Source organism: Nocardia sp. NPDC058497 (assembly GCF_042720195.1).
Lineage (GTDB): Bacteria > Actinomycetota > Actinomycetes > Mycobacteriales > Mycobacteriaceae > Nocardia.
Genome location: NZ_JBHXMY010000003.1, coordinates 7117 through 23947, shown reverse-complemented (window position 1 = coordinate 23947; position 16831 = coordinate 7117). Strand labels below are relative to the sequence as shown.

General features: G+C 69.6%; 16 protein-coding genes and 1 riboswitch. Of the genes, 8 read left to right on the top strand and 8 right to left on the bottom strand.

Annotation, left to right across the window (positions count from 1 at the left end; translation table 11 throughout):
- Positions 1-172: 172 nt before the first annotated feature.
- Together ACFWPJ_RS00700 and ACFWPJ_RS00695 are read left to right on the top strand one after the other, a co-directional pair.
- On the top strand, positions 173-634 hold the full coding sequence (locus ACFWPJ_RS00700) for a DUF2752 domain-containing protein (protein ID WP_378845582.1): 462 nt from the start codon (positions 173-175) through the stop codon (positions 632-634).
- Between the two features lie 38 nt (positions 635-672).
- The gene (locus tag ACFWPJ_RS00695) at positions 673-858 is read left to right on the top strand and encodes a hypothetical protein (protein ID WP_378845580.1); all 186 of its coding nucleotides are present in this window, start codon (positions 673-675) and stop codon (positions 856-858) included.
- 3 nt (positions 859-861) lie between these two features.
- Here ACFWPJ_RS00695 and ACFWPJ_RS00690 read toward each other — a convergent pair whose 3' ends face one another.
- The 3 genes from ACFWPJ_RS00690 to ACFWPJ_RS00680 all read right to left on the bottom strand — a co-directional run bounded on the left by ACFWPJ_RS00690 (position 862) and on the right by ACFWPJ_RS00680 (position 6713).
- Complete coding sequence (locus ACFWPJ_RS00690; protein ID WP_378845578.1) at positions 862-2196, bottom strand: M1 family metallopeptidase; 1335 nt, start codon at positions 2194-2196, stop codon at positions 862-864.
- A complete protein-coding gene (locus ACFWPJ_RS00685) occupies positions 2196-6122 on the bottom strand; it encodes a Pls/PosA family non-ribosomal peptide synthetase (protein ID WP_378845606.1) in 3927 nt (1308 codons plus the stop codon). The genes ACFWPJ_RS00690 and ACFWPJ_RS00685 overlap by 1 nt, the downstream gene beginning before the upstream one ends.
- A 156-nt stretch (positions 6123-6278) precedes the next feature.
- Positions 6279-6713, bottom strand: coding sequence for a MarR family winged helix-turn-helix transcriptional regulator (locus tag ACFWPJ_RS00680; protein WP_378845577.1), 435 nt, complete (start codon positions 6711-6713; stop codon positions 6279-6281).
- A gap of 217 nt (positions 6714-6930) precedes the next feature.
- A riboswitch (SAM riboswitch) is annotated at positions 6931-7045 on the top strand.
- Positions 7046-7093: 48 nt separating this feature from the next.
- Here ACFWPJ_RS00680 and ACFWPJ_RS00675 point away from each other — a divergent pair.
- Positions 7094-8410 (top strand): aminotransferase class V-fold PLP-dependent enzyme, encoded by a 1317-nt coding sequence (locus ACFWPJ_RS00675; RefSeq protein WP_378845575.1) that lies wholly within the window; start codon positions 7094-7096, stop codon positions 8408-8410.
- Positions 8411-8425: 15 nt separating this feature from the next.
- Here the strand turns inward: ACFWPJ_RS00675 and ACFWPJ_RS00670 are convergent, their stop codons facing one another.
- The 4 genes from ACFWPJ_RS00670 to ACFWPJ_RS00655 form a co-directional block, all read right to left on the bottom strand.
- Positions 8426-8695 (bottom strand): Txe/YoeB family addiction module toxin, encoded by a 270-nt coding sequence (locus tag ACFWPJ_RS00670; RefSeq protein WP_378845573.1) that lies wholly within the window; start codon positions 8693-8695, stop codon positions 8426-8428.
- On the bottom strand, positions 8688-8945 hold the full coding sequence (locus tag ACFWPJ_RS00665; RefSeq protein WP_378845572.1) for a type II toxin-antitoxin system Phd/YefM family antitoxin: 258 nt from the start codon (positions 8943-8945) through the stop codon (positions 8688-8690). Before ACFWPJ_RS00665 ends, ACFWPJ_RS00670 begins: the two co-directional genes overlap by 8 nt.
- Positions 8946-8993: 48 nt before the next feature.
- Positions 8994-9461 (bottom strand): flavin reductase family protein, encoded by a 468-nt coding sequence (locus ACFWPJ_RS00660; protein ID WP_378845604.1) that lies wholly within the window; start codon positions 9459-9461, stop codon positions 8994-8996.
- Between the two features lie 162 nt (positions 9462-9623).
- Entirely contained in the window at positions 9624-10100 is a 477-nt protein-coding gene (locus ACFWPJ_RS00655) for a YbaK/EbsC family protein (RefSeq protein WP_378845570.1), read from the bottom strand.
- 107 nt (positions 10101-10207) lie between these two features.
- Between ACFWPJ_RS00655 and ACFWPJ_RS00650 the strand changes: the two genes are divergently transcribed.
- The 5 genes from ACFWPJ_RS00650 (at position 10208) to ACFWPJ_RS00630 (ending at position 15262) form a co-directional block, all read left to right on the top strand.
- Entirely contained in the window at positions 10208-11029 is an 822-nt protein-coding gene (locus ACFWPJ_RS00650; RefSeq protein ID WP_378845569.1) for a crotonase/enoyl-CoA hydratase family protein, read from the top strand.
- An 88-nt stretch (positions 11030-11117) separates the two neighbouring features.
- Entirely contained in the window at positions 11118-11615 is a 498-nt protein-coding gene (locus ACFWPJ_RS00645; RefSeq protein WP_378845567.1) for a MarR family winged helix-turn-helix transcriptional regulator, read from the top strand.
- Positions 11612-13360, top strand: coding sequence for an MDR family MFS transporter (locus ACFWPJ_RS00640; protein WP_378845565.1), 1749 nt, complete (start codon positions 11612-11614; stop codon positions 13358-13360). The genes ACFWPJ_RS00645 and ACFWPJ_RS00640 overlap by 4 nt, the downstream gene beginning before the upstream one ends.
- A gap of 7 nt (positions 13361-13367) precedes the next feature.
- The gene (locus tag ACFWPJ_RS00635; RefSeq protein ID WP_378845563.1) at positions 13368-14618 is read left to right on the top strand and encodes a sensor histidine kinase; all 1251 of its coding nucleotides are present in this window, start codon (positions 13368-13370) and stop codon (positions 14616-14618) included.
- The gene (locus ACFWPJ_RS00630; protein ID WP_378845561.1) at positions 14606-15262 is read left to right on the top strand and encodes a response regulator; all 657 of its coding nucleotides are present in this window, start codon (positions 14606-14608) and stop codon (positions 15260-15262) included. The genes ACFWPJ_RS00635 and ACFWPJ_RS00630 overlap by 13 nt, the downstream gene beginning before the upstream one ends.
- A 10-nt stretch (positions 15263-15272) precedes the next feature.
- Here the strand turns inward: ACFWPJ_RS00630 and ACFWPJ_RS00625 are convergent, their stop codons facing one another.
- Positions 15273-16427 carry a serine hydrolase domain-containing protein gene (locus ACFWPJ_RS00625; RefSeq protein ID WP_378845560.1) on the bottom strand — a complete coding sequence of 385 codons (1155 nt, stop codon included), beginning with the start codon at positions 16425-16427 and terminating at the stop codon, positions 15273-15275.
- Between the last annotated feature and the right edge of the window lie 404 nt (positions 16428-16831).

Sequence of the window (16831 nt, the reverse complement as noted above, 5' to 3'; positions counted from 1 at the left end):
GCGAGCTCGGGTGCTAGCTAGTGTTAGCGGGTCACAGTGTCCCATTTGTTGTGAACTGGGTTACAGGACGCGCAGACACTGTGAAATCGCGCGAAATCGCCGGAAAATTACAACGAGTTACCGCGATCCGCGCGTGCTGGCGGCCTCGACCGGCCCCGGCTACCGTAGGAGCGTGGACAGCACGCCCGTCATGGCCGAATTCTCCGGCGCACCGCACCGGGAACCGGCGCGCCCGGTCTGGCAGCGGATGGCCCCGCCGCTGATCGCCGCGGGACTCGGTGTCGGCACGCTGGCGCTGCTGCACTTCCGTGACCCGCACGTCGAGGGTTCCTACGGACTGTGCCCGGTCTACGCGCTGTTCGGGGTGTACTGCCCGGGCTGCGGCGGGATGCGGGCGATGCACAATCTCACCGACGGCCGCATCCTCGATTCGCTGCAGAGCAATGTGCTCGTCGTGCCGTTGGTTCTCGCGTTCGCGGTGTTCGTCGTCGACTGGCTGCTGCGCGCCCGGCGCGGACAAGGCTGGCGACTGCCCGGGCTGAGCCCGGTGCTCGTGTGGTCGTTCTTCGGCCTGCTCGCGGTCTATACCGTTTTGCGCAACACGCCGTGGGGAACCTGGCTCACGCCCGTCTGATACTGGTATCCGCGCCATTGTGCGGGCAATCTGGAGGCATGCGCGATTCACTGAAGGACCGAGTCCGGCAGAAGTTGTTGCGCCAGCTCGCCGAGGACGGCCCCGACCCCGAGCGCGACGACGCACGGACCATCTCGGTGGCCTACGACCTCGAGGCGCTCGAGATGGTGCCGTCCGACGATCCCCTCGTCGAGGAGCTCGCGCAGCGCTACCTGGTGTTCTGAGCTCTACCCGCCCAGCGGCGGTAGCTGCGGCAGCGGCTTGGTGCCGAGCCAGACCGCGAACAACGGGCGCAGCTGCGTCAAGCAGTAATGGCCTGCCAGATCCACGAATTCCTCGGTGGTGACCGAGGAATGGCGATAGCGCGCGGTCCATTCCCGGACCAGTTCGAAGAACAGGTGGTCGCGCAGTTCCAGGCGTAGGGCATGCAGGGTGAGCGCGCCGCGCTTGTAGACCCGGTCGTCGAACATGTCCTTGGGACCGGGGTCGCCGACGATGATGTCCTGCGGCTGGCGGGCCAGATTGGCCCGCGCGGCCCTGGCCAGCTGGTCGGCGGTCGGGCCGCCTGCGGCCTCCGACCACATCCATTCGGCGTAGCAGGCGAAGCCCTCGTGCAGCCAGATGTCGCGCCACTGCTTCAGGGTCAGGCTGTTGCCGAACCACTGGTGGGCCAGCTCGTGCGCGACCAGCCGTTCCGAACCGCGTTTGCCGTCACAGTGATTGGCGCCGAACACCGAGATGCCCTGCGCCTCGATCGGGATGTCGAGCTCGTCGTCGGTGACGACCACGGTGTAGTTCTCGAACGGGTACGGGCCGAACTTCTCGGTGAACAGCGCCATCATCTCGGGCTGGCGGGCGAAGTCGTGATCGAAGTTCGCGCGCAGCCGCGGCGGCACAACCGCCTGCATCGGAACCGGCTCGTGGGGCGCGCCGATCCGGTGCCTGCGGTAGTTACCGATCTGGATCGTCGCCAGGTAGCTGGCCATCGGTTCCGGCGCCTCGTAGACCCAGGTGGTCTGGCTGGCTTTGGCCTGCTTGCGCATCAGGGTGCCGTTGGCGACGGCGTAGAACGGGCTGTCGGTGGTGATCGAGATCCGGTAGGACGCTTTGGAGCTCGGGTGGTCGTCGCACGGGAACCAGGAGGCGGCGCCGTTGGGCTGACTGGCGACGAGCGCGCCCTCGGTGAGTTCCTCCCAGCCGACCTCGCCCCACGGCCCGCGCACCGGCTTGGGGGTGCCCGAGTAGTGGACGGTGATCTCCAGGACACCGCCGGCGGGGATCTTCTGCTGCGGGGTGACCGCGAGCTTGCCCTGCTGATGACTGAACTTCGCGGCCTTGGCCCCGTTGACGAACACCTTCGACACCGTCAGCGACTGTGACAGGTCGAGGGTGAACCAGGCCCGCACCGTGGTGGTGACCGCGATGATCACCGCGCGCCCGGCCAACCGGTTGCTGGCGGGCTTGTAGCTCAGCTCCAGCTCGTACCTGGACACGCGGTAGCCGCGATTGCCGTTCTGCGGCAGGTAGGGATCGATCGGTTCCTCGTAGAACTTGCTCCGCATCAGGCGGCTCCGCGCTGCCTCGACTCCGACATCGAGGCGGTGCCGGTCCACGGCGAGATGGGGTTGCCCCACCAGCGGGTCGACGGCGGAACCACGTCGCCGCGCATCACCAGTGACGCCGGTCCGATGGTGGCGCCCGCGCCGATGTGGGCGGCGGGCAGGGCGACACAGTGCGGGCCGAGGGTGGCGCCTGCGTCCAGCGTCACCGTGTCCATGGACATGATGCGGTCGTGGAACAGATGGGTCTGCACCACACAGCCGCGTTCCACGGTCGCGCCGTCACCGAGTGTCACGAGGTCCGCCTCCGGTAGCCAATAGGACTCGCACCATACCCCGCGGCCGATCTTGGCACCGAGTCCGCGAAGCCACAGATTCATCACGGGTGTACCCGTCGCCGCGCGCGCGAACCAGGGCGCGGCGACGGTCTCGACGAAGGCGTCGGAGACCTCGTTGCGCCACACGAACGCGCTCCACAGCGGGTGCTCGACGGCGCGAATCCGCCCGACCAGCAACCACTTCGCGGCCACCGCGAGAGCGCCTGCCACCGCGCCCGCCGCCATCAAGACCAGGCCTGACAGCAGGGCCGCGACGAGGTAGTCGGAGTGCTGGGCGATCAGCGCCAGGACGAACAGCACGCCGAGGCCGATGGCGAAGGTCACCATCACCGGGATCAACCGGCAGGTCTCCACGAAGGCGCGGGCCAGCTTCAGCCGCAGCGGCGGATCGAAAGTGCGTGAGGTGTCGCTGGATTCGGCCGCGCGGCGCAGGCGCACCGGCGGGCTGCCCAGCCAGGACGAGCCGGCCTTGGCCTTGCTCGGCGCGGCCGAGAGCACCGCGACCAGGCCGTTCTTGGGCACCCGGCGCCCGACCGCGGTCATGCCGGAGTTGCCGAGGAAGGCGCGCTTGCCGACCTTCGCCTCGCCGATCCGCAGCCAGCCGCCGCCGAGCTCGTAGCTGGCGATCATGGTGTCGTCGGCCAGGAACGCGCCGTCGGCGACCACGGTGAACTTGGGCAGCAGCAGCACCGTCGCGGCCTCGACGTTCTTGCCGATCCGCGCACCGAGCAGGCGCAGCCACAGTGGAGTCAGCAGGCTGGCGTAGAGCGGGAACAGGAAGGTGCGTGCCGAGTCGAGCAGGCGTTCGGTGGCCCACACCTGCCAGCCGGTCCGGCTACGCACCGGGTGGTAGCCCTCACGCAGGCCGATGCCGAGCAGGCGCACGGCGATCACGGTGGCCGCGGCGTACACGCCGAGACTGAGCAGGGTCGCGACCGGCAGGATCGCGAAGCCGCGCAGCGCGGCGGCGCCGATGGTGGTCTCCTCGCGGACCCACCAGGCGATGAAGGTGCCGCCGACGGCCAGACCGAGGACGGGCATCGCGGCCAGCGCCATCGACGACAGGCCGAACACCAGCAGCCAGTGCCTGGCGCGTTCCGGTGCGTGGTCGGGCCAGCGGCGCGGTGCCTTGCCGGTCTTCGTCGCGGGCGAACCCGCCCATTCCTGTTCGGCCTTGACCTTGCCCGATACCGCCGAGCCGGGGGCGATCTCGGCCTTCTTGCCGATCTTGGTGCCGGGCAGCAGGATCGAGCGGGCGCCGATCACCGCGCCGTCGCCGATGGTGATGCCGCCGATGTGCACGACGTCGCCGTCGACCCAGTAGCCGGACAGGTCGACCTCGGGTTCGACGCTGGCGCCGTCGCCGAGATCGAGCATGCCGGTGACCGGCGGCAGGGTGTGCAGGTCGACGCCCTTGCCGATCCGCGCGCCGAGCGCACGGGCGAACGGCACCATCAGCGGTGCGCCGGACAGGCTTTCGGCGCCACTGGCCTCGGACAGCCGCACGGCCGCCCACAGTCGCAGGTGGACCCACGAACCGCGCGGGTAGGTGCCTGGCCGCAGCCCGGCCAGCAGGACCCGCGCGCCCGCCACGCACAGCGTCATCCGGCCGAGCGGCGAGATGAACAGCACGAACGCCAGCACGATCCACCACCAGGACAGCCGAGGCAGCCACGGCAGCGAGCCGGACCAGCCCGCGATCGCCGACACCACGGCCAGCCAGGTGACCCACTGCAAGCCGGTGAGGGTGGTCAGCGGAATCGTGGCCAGCACCTGGGTGATCTGCGCGCGCAATGGAGTCGGCGCCACGACCCGCTCGTCGACGGCGGCGACCGGCGCGCTGCCGTCGAGCAGTTCGACGAGCGAGCCGAGGCGCGGATGGTCGTAGAGGTCGGCCACGGTGACGTGCGGATACCGCTCGCGCAGCGCGCCGACCAGCTGGGCCGCCGCCAGCGAGCCGCCACCCAGATCGAAGAAGTCGGCGTCGAGGTCGGTGGCTTCGGCGCCGAGAATGGCGTCCCACAGCCCGGCCAGCCAGGCCGCGGTGCCGCCGAGACCGCCGGACTCCGTTGGCTCGTCGGTGCTCGGCAGTGGCCAGGGCAGGGCTTCGCGGTCGACCTTGCCGGAGGTGCGGGTCGGCAGGTCGGGGACGATCGCGAGGCGCGGTACCAGCGGGGCCGGAAGTTGTTCGGCCAGAATCTCTCTGGCCTTCTTGACGTCGAAGTCGGGGCCGGCGCCGGTGAGGTAGCCGACCAGGATCTTGTTGCCCGCCTTGGTCGTCCGGATCGCGGCGGCCGCGCCGCTGATGCCGGGCAGGTGCTGCAGGGCGTTGTCGATCTCGCCGAGCTCGATGCGCCTGCCGCCGATCTTGATCTGGTCGTCGGCGCGGCCCAGGAAGATCAGGCCGTCGCGGTCGTTGCGGACCAGATCGCCGCTGCGGTAGGCGCGTTCCCAGCCGAGCGAGGGCAGCGGGGCGTATTTCTCGGCGTCCTTGGCCGGGTCGAGGTAGCGGGCAAGGCCGACGCCGCCGATGACGAGTTCGCCGGTCTCGCCTTCCGGGACCGGGTTGCCCTGCGGGTCGACGACGGTGAGGTCCCAGCCGTCCAGCGGCAGGCCGATGCGGATCGGCATGTTCCCGTCGAGCAGCGCGGCGCAGGCGACGACGGTGGCCTCGGTGGGGCCGTAGGTGTTCCACACCTCGCGGTCGCCGCCTGCCAGCCGCTCGGCCAGTTCCGGCGGGACGGCTTCGCCGCCGAAGATGAGCAGCCGCACCGAGTCCAGTGCCACGGCGGGCCAGGTCGCGGCAAGGGTCGGGACGGTGGAGACGATGCTGATCTCGCGGCGCATGAGCCACGGGCCGAGGTCGGCGCCGGTGCGGACCAGGTCGCGCGGGGCGGGGACCAGGCAGGCGCCGTGCCGCCAGGCCAGCCACATCTCCTCGCAGGAGGCGTCGAAGGCCACCGACAGGCCGGCCAGGACGCGGTCGCCGGGGCCGATCGGCGCGTGCCGCAGAAACAGCCTGGCCTCGGCGTCGACGAAGGCGGCGGCATTGCGGTGGGTCACCGCGACGCCCTTGGGTGTGCCGGTGGAGCCGGAGGTGAAGATGATCCAGGCGTCGTCGGCGGGGGCAGGCAGGGTGTTCCAGTCCGAGGCCGGTGCGCGGCCCGCGGCGGTTGTGGCCGATTCGATGCCATCGGCGGTGGCCAGTGCGCTCACCCTGGCCTCGCCGAATACCAGCCTGGCTCGCTCCTCCGGGTCGTCGGCGTCGACGGGGACGTAGGCGGCGCCGCAGTAGAGGACGGCCAGGATCGTCACGTACAGCGCCGCGCTGCCCGAGGGCATCCGCACGCCGACCCGGTCGCCCGGTCGCACGCCCGCCGCGGTGAGCTCGGCCATCCTGGCCTCGATCGCGGCGATCAGTTCCATGTAGCTGAGCACGACGGTGCCGTCGTCGACGGCGGGTGCGTCGGGATGGGCCAGGGCGGTGCTGGTCAGGATGTCCACCAGGGTGCGCGGCGGTGCGGCCAGGTCGGCGCGCAGCAGTGGGTCACGTAACCGGCTCGCCGGGTCCTCAGTGCGTGGCTCGAGCATGGCGCTCAGTCCACCTCTCATCGGTTGACCCCCATCGGTGTCGTCTGTTGTTTCACGGTCGGGTTACCGGAGGGCAAACGGGATGGTCACCAGGTGCCAACGGTACTCGGAGAAAATGCGCGCAACGGCCACCGCGGGGCGTGCCGTCGGCGCCGATCACGACGGCGATTCCGGGATTTCGCCGAGCGCGGTGAGTGCCAGCCGGTGCAGGGTGCGCTGCTCGTCGGCGTCGAGTCGTTCGAACACCCGCGCGGTGGCCTCGGCGATGAGGCGGTCGGTGCGCTTGCACTGCTTGCGCCCGGCGTCGGTGATCCGCAGCCGGTACTTGCGGCGGTCCTTGCCGTCACGGGTGCGTTCGACCAGGCCAGCGCGTTCGAGCGCGTCTACCAGGCGGACGACTTCGCTGCGGTCGATACCGAGCGCGTCGCCGACCTTCTTCTGCGTCAGGTCGGCGTTCTCCTCGATGAAGGTGAGCACCCAGTGATCGCGCAGCGGCACGTCGATCTCGGCGTGCAGTGCCTTGGTGAGCCGTCCGAGCGCGTACACCGGGTAGCGCGGCAGGCCGCGGACGGAGTTCGTGTTCGTGGGCATGGCGGCCACTCTAACAAATAGTGGGGGGACTCAATCATTTGGGGCGTCCACCATGGAGTGGGCAGATGATCGGCCGATGATTGTGTGCAAGGCAACTTGTCGGCAACTATCGGCTTCCGATGGTGTTGCGGGCGTGCGGATTACCTGTCGCGTGGGGAACCCCGCCGGTTCGGGGGTGGTTGACAGCTCGCGGGATCGTCTGTCACTCTCGTCGACAGGTCACGAGTACCAGCGACAAGCCCCGGCTAGCTGGTCGGCAACCCTCCTCCGCGGTGGGGTGCTCCGGGTGACGACCAGGCCGCCGTCCGCAGTGGGCGCGGCAAGCGCGGACTCGCAGCACCCTTTTCGGGAACGAGTCCCTGAGCCGACGGGATTTCGTCATGACCGCAGTAATCGACCCCACCTGCGCCTTGGCCGCCGTATCCGGTGCCGACCTGCAGGTTCCGCTCGTGCAGGGCGGCACAAGCACCTACGCCAACTTCGACTACGCGGCGAGCGCGCCCGCGTTGCGGCAGGTCACCGACCGGATTTCGCAGCTGCTGCCGTACTACGCCAGCGTGCACCGCGGTGCGGGCTACGCCTCGCGGATCTCCACCGAGTGCTACGAGGCCTCGCGTGGCGCGGTCGCCCGGTTCGTCGACGCGTGCGACGACCAGGTCGTGGTGTTCACCCGCAACACCACCGATTCGCTGAACCTGCTGGCAGGGTGCGTGCCCGGCGATACCGTCGTGCGCGATATCGAGCATCACGCGAACTTCCTGCCGTGGACCGCGCACGGGCGTCGCGTCGTGCAGGCCGCCGATACCGTCGAGGAGACGATCCGGCGGGTCGTCGCCGAATTGTGCAGCAAGCCCGCCGCGTTGCTCGCGGTGACCGGGGCGTCCAATGTCACCGGTGAGGTGCTGCCGCTGGAGCGGCTGGCCACCATCGCCCACCTGTGCGGCGCGCGGATTCTCGTCGACGCGGCGCAGCTGGCCCCGCATCGCCGGATCTCCCTGCGCGAGAACGGGATCGACTATCTCGCCTTCTCCGGGCACAAGCTGTACGCGCCGTTCGGTGCCGGTGTGCTGGTCGGCAAGCGGGACTGGCTCGACGCGGGCGAGCCGTACCTGGCCGGTGGTGGAGCGGTGCGCAATGTCGGTGTGGGGCAGGTCGAGTGGGCCGCGGCGCCGCAGCGGCACGAGGCTGGCTCACCGAATGTGCTCGGTGCCGCGGCCATCGCGGCCGCCTGTGATGCGCTGGCCGCCATCGACCCTGCCGAACTCGTTGCCCACGAACGCTTCCTGGCCGACCGCCTGCGCAACGGTTTGTCCGCGATCCCCGGCGTCGACATCGTCCGCATCTTCTCCGACAGCCCCGACTGCGTCGGCATCGTCGCCTTCACCGTCGCCGGCTACGCCCCCGGCCAGGTCGCCGCCTACCTCTCCGCCGAACACGCCATCGGCATCCGCGACGGCCGCTTCTGCGCCCACCCCCTCCTCACCCGCCTCGGCCTCGACGCCGCCCTCCGCGCCAGCATCGGCCTCGGCACCACCGCCACCGACGTCGACCGCCTGATCGCCGCCATCACCACCCTCACCGAATCCGGCCCGACCTGGAACTACGCCACCACTGAAGGCCTTTGGAACCCCACCCCTGAAACCCGCCCCCTCGCCCCCGATTCCCCCGCAGGCGCCGCCCCCTGCCTCATCGGCTGAGTGATGGTCGGCGGGCTATTCGTCGTAATGCCCGCCGACCGCGATGACGACTATCTCGGAATCGGTGACGTAGTAGATCATTCGATGCTCTCGGGTGATCCGGCGCGACCAGTTACCGGCGAGGTGGTGCTTCAATGGCTCCGGCTTCCCGATGCCCGTGAACGGGTCGGACAGTGCGGCTGCGATTACCTTGTTCGCAGCCTTGAGGACCGTTCGGTCTCTTGCGAGCCACGATGTGTACGTCTCCCACCCGTACGCGCTGAACGCCAGCTTGCGTTCAGGCATCGGGATCTATCAGCTCGTGTGCCTCGAACTTGCCTTCGCGTGCGTCTCGGGCGGATTCGAGCAGCCGCACGCCACCATGCGTGGCGAGGACGTACAGGGTCTCCTGGATGGAATTCCAATCTGACTCGGCAACAAGCACGGCATTCTCACCCGACTTGGTGACGACAGTGACCGTGTCGTGGTCGTCGTTGACCTGCTGAACCAGTTTGAACAGGTTCTGGCGGGCGGTGGAGATCGGTAGTGCAGTCATGCGAGCCTCACTGGGTAGTCGTACGAAATATTGTACGACTATGTGCGCTCAGGTGTCGAGGGCGGTGGGGCGGTGGTATTTGCCGTTGTAGTAGAGGAGGGGGGCTGCGGTGGGGGTTTCGTGGGTTTGGTCGTGGACTCGGGTGACGAGGCCTACCGCGAGGGTGTGGTCGCCGATGTCGATGAGTTGGTGGAGGGTGGTGCGGAGCCAGATGGGGGTGCCGTGCAGGACTGGTTCGCCGGTGTCGAGGGTGGTCCACAGGGAGCGGTCGGTGAAGCGGTCGGCGGCGGTGCGGGAGAAGCGGTGGGCCAGGTGGTGCTGGTGTTCGCCGAGGAAGTGGATGACGACCGAGCCGGCGGCGCGCAGGGCATCGATGCTCGACGAGGTGTGGGCGATGTTGAACGACACCAGGGGCGGTTCCAGGGAGAGAGAGGCGAACGACGTCGCCGTGAAGCCCACCGGGCCGGTCTCCGCGCCGATGGTCACCACGGTCACCCCGGCCGGATAGTGCCGCATCGATTCCCGGTACTGCTCGGCGGTGATCCCGCTCAGATCATCGGGAACCACCAGGTCGGCCGGAGTACGTCGCACTTCACTCACCGCCCCAAACTACGCCCGCGCCGGAACCTCGCCCAGGGGCCGGTCTGCCCGGTTGACGCACATCACGCGCGGTCGACCTCAGTCGATCTCGATCGGCAGGCCTGCGGTGATGCGGACCAATTCGCGGAAGTTGGTGCGGAACACCGTGTTCGGGTGGCCGCCCGCGGCCCAGACCTCGGGGTGGGCGGCGAGGGCGGTGTCGACCCAGGTGGGGAGGTTTGTCGGGTGGCCTACGGGGGCGGTGCCGTCGATGTGCTGGCCGGTGATGCGCTCGACGAGGGCGGTGGGGGCGGGGATCAGGGCGCCTTCCAGGCGTTTGCCGGTGCGGGTCAGGTCGACCTGGTGGTGGCCCGCGACCAGGATCAGGACGGGGTCGTTGTCGAGGAGGAAGACCTGGGCGGTGGTGATCGCGGTGGGGTGGGCGCCCATGGCTCGGGCGGCATCGACCGCGGTGGGGGCTGGCGTCTCGGGGGAAACGATGACGCCGTGATGCCCGCGGGCGATGAGGGTGTCGGCGACGCGGCATGCGACCGCCGGAAGAGACGACCTGCGCATGAGATCCAGAGTAAGTCGATTGCGGGAAATATGCCGGGGGAGCGGGAATTTGGGGTTGACACAAGGGGCCGCGCGCGTCCCTGGCCGCGCGCCAATAGACTCGGCCCATGACTGATTGGCAGGCCTTCACCGTCGAGATCGCCGACCACGTTGCCCAGGTCACGCTGACCGGGCCGGGTAAGGGCAATGCGATGGGACCCGATTTCTGGCGCGAGCTGCCGGAGATCTTCCGCGAGCTCGACGCCGACCCGCGGGTGCGCGCGGTGGTGCTCACCGGCGCGGGCAAGCACTTCTCGTTCGGGCTCGACCTGGCGGCGATGGGCGGCATGCTCGCGCCCGTGCTGGCCGACGACGCGAAGGCGGCGCCGCGCACCGAGTTCCTCAAGGTGGTCCGCGGCATGCAGGCCTCGGTGACCGCGGTCGCCGAGTGCACCAAGCCGGTGATCGCCGCGGTCTCGGGCTGGTGCATCGGTGGTGGTCTGGACCTGATCGCCGCCGCCGATATCCGCCTGGCCAGCGAGGACGCCCAGTTCAGCCTGCGCGAGGCGAAGGTGGCGATCGTCGCCGACATCGGTTCGCTGCAGCGCCTGCCCGGCATCATCGGTGAGGGCAACCTGCGCGAGCTGGCGTTCACCGCCAAGGACATCGACGCCGCGCGCGCCGAGCGGATGGGCCTGGTCAACGAGGTGTTCGCCGATCAGGAGGCCGTGGTCGCCGCCGCGCACGCGATGGCCCGCGAGATCGCCGACAACCCGCCGCTGGTGGTGCAGGGCATCAAGGACGTGCTCGAGCAGCGGACCGCCCCCGCGGTGGCCGAGGGCCTGCGCTACGTGTCGACGTGGAACGCGGCGTTCCTGCCGTCGAAGGACCTCACCGAGGCGATCACGGCGGTGTTCCAGAAGCGCGCCCCCGAGTTCAAGGGCGAGTAAAGGCAGTTCAAACGGTTGCCCCGGCGACCGTTCTGCCTACATACTTGCATCACACAACTAATTGATTGATGCAAGTAAAGGTGAAAGAGTGACTGAGAACGAGCCCGCGATCGACTCGATCGCGCTCCAGCTCGTCCGGCTGCACCGCCTGCGCGACCGGACGCTGGCCCAGATCAAGGACCGTTCCGGTATCGACCCGGCGGGCTTCGTCGCACTGTTCCGGCTGGTCTGCGACGGGCCGATGCGCTCGGGCGCGCTAGCCGAGGCGGTGCACTCGGACGCGTCGACGGTGAGCAGGCAGGTCGCGCAGCTGGTGGAGCGGGGACTGGTGGTGCGCGCCGCCGATCCCGACGACGGCCGCGCCACCGTCCTCCAGGTGACCGACCACGGCCGCGAGACCGCCGAGCGGATCCGGTCGCGGCGCCGGGAGTCCGTCGCCATCGTTACCGAGAACTGGTCCAGCGCCGACCGCGCGAGCTTCGCCGCGCTGCTGACCCGCTTCGTCGACGACTACGACGCGGCCCGCCCGAACCTGCTGACCCGCTCGCCCGTACTGAGCACCACCGCGATGGAGACCGATTCGTGACGACAACCGCGGCCCCGGTGGAATCACCCGCCGGTTTCACCCACCGCCAGATCCTGACCATCCTGTCCGGCCTCATGCTCGGCATGCTGCTGGCCTCGCTCGATCAGACGATCGTGTCGACCTCCATCCGCACCATCGCCGACGACCTGCACGGCTATTCGCTGCAGGCCTGGGCGACGACGGCCTACCTCATCACCGCCACGATCAGCACCCCGCTCTACGGCAAGCTCTCGGACATGTTCGGCCGCAAGCCGTTCTTCCTCACCGCCATCGGGCTGTTCATCATCGGCTCGCTGCTGTGCACGCTGGCCACCTCGATGTACCAGCTGGCGGCCTTCCGCGCGTTCCAGGGTCTTGGCGCGGGCGGGTTGATGTCGCTGGCGCTGGCCATCATGGGCGACATCATCGGTCCGCGGGAACGCGCCCGCTACCAGGGCTATTTCCTTGCCGTGTTCGGTATCTCGAGCGTGCTCGGCCCGGTGCTGGGTGGTCTGCTCGCCGGGCAGGACACCATTCTCGGCATCACCGGCTGGCGCTGGGTGTTCCTGGTGAACGTGCCGCTGGGCCTGCTCGCGCTGGTCGTGGTGACCAGGGTGCTGCACCTGCCGCGTAAGCCGCACGCCACCCATCGCATCGACTTCGCGGGCGCTGTCGTTCTCGCGGTCGGGTTGGTTCCGCTGCTGATCGTCGCCGAGCAGGGGCGTGAATGGGGTTGGGGGAGTACCGGATCGGTGCTCTGTTATGTCATCGGCGCGCTCGGTCTCGCGGGCTTCGTCGCGGTCGAGAAGTACATGGGCGATGCCGCGCTGATCCCGCTGCGCATCTTCTCGAACGGGACCTTCGCGCTGGGCGTGGTGATCTCGTTCGTCGTCGGCGCCGCGATGTTCGGCGGTATGCTGCTGCTGCCGCAGTACCTGCAGGTCGTGCGGGGCGCAGGCCCCACCGAGGCAGGTCTGCAGATGCTGCCGATGGTGCTCGGGCTGATGATCGGTTCGATCGTGTCGGGTCGGTTGATCTCGAAAACCGGTCGCTACCGGGTGTATCCGGTGATCGGCGCGGCCGCGCTGACCCTCGGGCTGTTCCTGCTGCACCTGCTCGACGCCGACAGCCCGCTGTGGCTGGCGATGATCTTCATGGCGCTGACCGGCTTCGGCCTGGGCAACCTGATGCAGCCGCTGACGCTGGCCTTGCAGAACGCGTTGCCGCCCAAGGACATGGGCGTGTCGACGGCGTCGGCCACCTTCTTCCGGCAGATCGGCGGCACCCTCGGCGCCGCGGTCTTCCTGTCGATCCTGTTCTCGCTGCTCACCCCGAACATCACCGAGCAGCTGCAGCAGTCGGCCGCCGATCCCACCTATCAGCAGGCCGTTGTCGCCGGTGCGCAGAGCGCGAACCCGGCCGACGCTGCCCTGGCCAAGGGGCTCCTGGCGCACGACACGTCGGCCGCCGGCGCTGTGCTGCAGGACAGCTCGATCATCCAGCAGCTGGATCCGGCGCTGGCCAAGCCGTTCCAGGTCGGTTTCGCCGACTCGATGTCGACGGTGTTCCTGGTCGGCACCGCGGTGGCGCTGCTCGCGCTGCTCCTCGTGCTGTTCTGGAAGGAGGTTCCGCTGCGGATGCAGAGCGGAATCCAGGCGGCGGGCGATGCGAAGGCCGCGGACGGCGTCGGTGCGCTGGTCGACACCGCGGCGCAGTCGAGTGGTCCGGACGGGGACCGGCGCGAGAACCACGCGGGCCGGGCATGATCGACGCGTGAGTCCCATCGACAGCGGCGGAGCAGGACGGCGATTACGTCGGCTGCCCGCCGCTGTCGGCTATCTGATGGTCGGCGCGCTGACCGGCGTCGCCTCGCTGTTCGCGGTGGTCGCGCTGGCGATCGTCGCGGCGGCGAGCCTGATCGGGATCGGGATACCCGCGCTCCCGGAGGCGGTGAAGCTGATTCGCCCGCTGCTCACCCTGGAACGGCGCAGGGCGGGCAAGCGGCTCGGCGCGCCGATCACGCAGGCCTACCGTCCGCTGACGGGTGACCTGCGGGAGCAGCTCGCGACCCTGGCGGCCGACCCGGCGAACCGGCGCGACTTCGCCTGGCTCGTCCTGCACGGGGTGTTCGGGCTCCCGCTGGCCGCGCTGACGGTGGCGCTGCCGCTGAGTGCGGTGCAGCAACTGCTGATCGCGGCGCTGTGGTGGACGGCGCCGGACGGGATGCCCGCGAGCAACGGATTGACCGTCGACTCCTGGCCGACGGCCGTACTGAGCGCGCTGCTCGGCCTCGTCTTCGGTGCGCTCGTCGTGCGCTCGCCCGCGGCGGCGAACGCCCAGGCCCGGGTGGCCCGTGCGCTGCTCGCCCCGGACGAGCACGCGATGCTGGCCGACCGGGTCGCCGAGCTCACCACGACCAGGGCCGCCGCCCTCGACGCGCACGGCGCCGAACTGCGCCGCATCGAACGCGACCTGCACGACGGCGCCCAGGCCAGGATCGCGGCGGTGATCATGCAGCTCGGACTGGCCGAACAACTGCGCGAGCGCGATCCCGTCGCCGCCGACCGGATGGTGCGCACCGCGCAGGACACGGCATCGGCCGCGCTGGCCGAACTGCGTGATGTGGTGCGCAGCGTCTATCCGCCGGTCCTGTCCGATCGCGGCCTGCCCAGTGCCGTCTCCGCGCTGGCCGCGCGCAGCCCGATCCCGTGCGTGGTCGAGCTGAACGGCATCACCCGCAGGCCGATGGCGGTGGAGGCGGCGGCCTACTTCGTCATCGCCGAGGCCATCACCAATGCCACCAAACATTCTGCCGCCGAGACTCTGTCGATCGAGCTGGGCGGAGCGTCCGACCTGCTCACAGTCGAGATCCGCGACGACGGTATCGGCGGGGCGACCGTGACCGACGGCGGCGGGCTCGCCGGTATCCGCCGCAGGGCCGAAGCGCTCGACGGCCGGATGACGCTGAGCAGCCCGGACGGTGGGCCTACTCTGGTGCGGGTGGAGTTGCCGTGCGGGTCGTGATCGCCGAGGACGACGCCCTCCTGCGGGAAGGACTCGTCCTGCTGCTGAAGACCGCCGGGATCGAGGTGGCCGCCGCCGTCGACAATGCCGAGGACTTCCTCGCCGTCGTCACCGCCGACCGCCCGGACGGGGTGATCGTCGATGTGCGGCTCCCACCGACGTTCACCGATGACGGCCTGCGCGCCGCGGTCAGCGCCAGGACCGTGCACCCGGGCCTGCCGGTGCTCGTCCTGTCGTCCTACGTGGAGGACAGCTACGCCGCCGAACTGCTCGGCGACGGCGCGGGCGGGGTCGGCTATCTGCTCAAGGAGCGGGTCGGCAAGGTCGACCGGTTCCTCGAATCACTGCACCGGGTCGCCGCGGGCGGCACCGTGATGGACCCGGAAGTGATCGCGCAGCTGCTGGTCCGCCGCCGCGCCGACGACCCGCTGGCGACCCTCACCGCGCGGGAACGGGAAGTGCTCGCGCTGATGGCGGAGGGCCAGGCCAATGCCGCCATCGCCGAACGCCTGGTCGTCACCGAAGGCGCTGTGCTCAAACACATTCGCAGCATTTTCGCCAAGCTCGGGCTGGCCGCCGACGAGTCGGGGCACCGCAGGGTCCTGGCCGTGCTGGCCTATCTCAACGCGCGTCCCGGCAGGTGAGGTCGGTGCCTCACGACGCGCACACGATGGTGTCGTAGGTCTGGTCGACGAGTTGGGCCTGCTCCTCGCTGTCGGGCAGCTCGTTCACCGTGAGGGTGACCGCGACACCGTCGGCGGTGACGCCGGTGTGGGTGCCGAAGCCCGGGATGCTGCCGCCGTGGCCGGTGATCAGCTCGCCGCAGGGTGCGGTGTGCTGGACCAGGCCCAATCCGTAACCGGCCGAGGGCATCCGATCGATCGATATGGTGCGGCGCATCTCGTCGAGTTGCGCGGCAGGCAGCAGTTTCCCGGCCAGCAGGGCGGTGAAGAAGCGGTTCAGGTCGGCGCCGGTGGCGATCATCGCTCCGGCGGCACCCGCCATGGAGGGTTCGAAGTAGGTGAAATCGATACGGGTGCCATCGGTTTCCTCATACCCGCGCGGGTGCGGGGAGCGTAGGCCGGTATCTCCGGGGGCGGGAAAGTAGGTGTCACGCAGGCCGAGTGGCTCGATGATCCTGGCGTTGATCGCGGCGGCGGCGGAATGGCCGGTGACCCGCTCGATGAGCATGCCGAGCAGGATGTAGTTGGTGTTGGTGTACACCGCTTTCGCGCCCGGCTCGTACAGCGGCGGCATCGCCATCGCGATGGCGACCAGCTCCGCCGGTGTGTAGCGATGCCAGCGGGCGGCCTCGGAGTCCGGCTCGAGCTTCTGGGAATCCGCTGTCGCGCTGGGGTCGCCGCTGGGCAGGTAGTCGGGGAGGCCGCTCGTGTGCTGGAGCAGCTGACGCACGGTGACGCGGTTGCCGTCGTTGCCGTTGCCGTGCACGACACCGGGCAGATAGCGCTCGACAGGAGCGTCCAGCTCGACCTTGCCCTCCGCGACCAGTTGCAGAATCACGGTGGCGACGAAACTCTTGGTGTTGCTGCCGATCCGGACGAAGGCGCCGTCGGGGAACGGTGCGCCGGAGGCGATGTCGCCGACGCCCGCGGTGACGGTCCGCTCGCCCGCCGGGGTGGTGATCACGGCCTGGGCGCCGGGAAAGCCCGCCCGCACCAAGGCGTCCAGGGCCTGCTGTACCTCGGGCCCCGGCGCGGTCTCCTTGCCGCACGCGGGCACGGCGAGGAGTGCGACGGCGCACACGCCCGCGGCGACGATGTGGCGGGACCTGCTGCGAAAAATGGTCATGAGCTGCGCTTTCCTCCTGCTGAAACGGTGCGTGCCTGACTGTTTCGAGCGTAGAAATTCCTCGGGGTCCCGCCCATGCCGCGCGCGCCCGAATTCGTGGTCGCGCCCACCGGTGCGCGGTGGTGGTGCCTGCACTACCGGCTCAGGGGTGGGGAAGGTGAAGTGCCCATGGTGGAGCCGAAAGTCCCCCTAGGGGTGGCTGTTTCGAGGTTTGAATGCCCATACCGTTCAAGACGTCGAAACGAGCACAGAGGAGCACACGACATGCGCATCAAATCCACCATCGCCGCCGGACTGCTGGCCGTCTCCGCAGGCCCCCGCTCGGGAGCGCGCGCCCCCCCGCCACAACCACCCCCCCCCCCCCCCCCGCCACACACCCCCCAACCAACCCCGACCCCCACGCT

What these genes read in the sequence shown, in the direction of transcription:
- ACFWPJ_RS00695 (WP_378845580.1), top strand. Translation starts at nt 673, where the DNA reads ATGCGCGATTCACTGAAGGACCGAGTCCGGCAGAAGTTGTTGCGCCAG.
- ACFWPJ_RS00625 (WP_378845560.1), bottom strand. Translation starts at nt 16,427, where the DNA reads ATGACCATTTTTCGCAGCAGGTCCCGCCACATCGTCGCCGCGGGCGTG.
- ACFWPJ_RS00670 (WP_378845573.1), bottom strand. Translation starts at nt 8,695, where the DNA reads ATGCCTGAACGCAAGCTGGCGTTCAGCGCGTACGGGTGGGAGACGTAC.
- ACFWPJ_RS00665 (WP_378845572.1), bottom strand. Translation starts at nt 8,945, where the DNA reads ATGACTGCACTACCGATCTCCACCGCCCGCCAGAACCTGTTCAAACTG.
- ACFWPJ_RS00675 (WP_378845575.1), top strand. Translation starts at nt 7,094, where the DNA reads ATGACCGCAGTAATCGACCCCACCTGCGCCTTGGCCGCCGTATCCGGT.
- ACFWPJ_RS00660 (WP_378845604.1), bottom strand. Translation starts at nt 9,461, where the DNA reads ATGCGGCACTATCCGGCCGGGGTGACCGTGGTGACCATCGGCGCGGAG.
- ACFWPJ_RS00655 (WP_378845570.1), bottom strand. Translation starts at nt 10,100, where the DNA reads ATGCGCAGGTCGTCTCTTCCGGCGGTCGCATGCCGCGTCGCCGACACC.
- ACFWPJ_RS00690 (WP_378845578.1), bottom strand. Translation starts at nt 2,196, where the DNA reads ATGCGGAGCAAGTTCTACGAGGAACCGATCGATCCCTACCTGCCGCAG.
- ACFWPJ_RS00680 (WP_378845577.1), bottom strand. Translation starts at nt 6,713, where the DNA reads ATGCCCACGAACACGAACTCCGTCCGCGGCCTGCCGCGCTACCCGGTG.
- ACFWPJ_RS00685 (WP_378845606.1), bottom strand. Translation starts at nt 6,122, where the DNA reads ATGCTCGAGCCACGCACTGAGGACCCGGCGAGCCGGTTACGTGACCCA.
- ACFWPJ_RS00650 (WP_378845569.1), top strand. Translation starts at nt 10,208, where the DNA reads ATGACTGATTGGCAGGCCTTCACCGTCGAGATCGCCGACCACGTTGCC.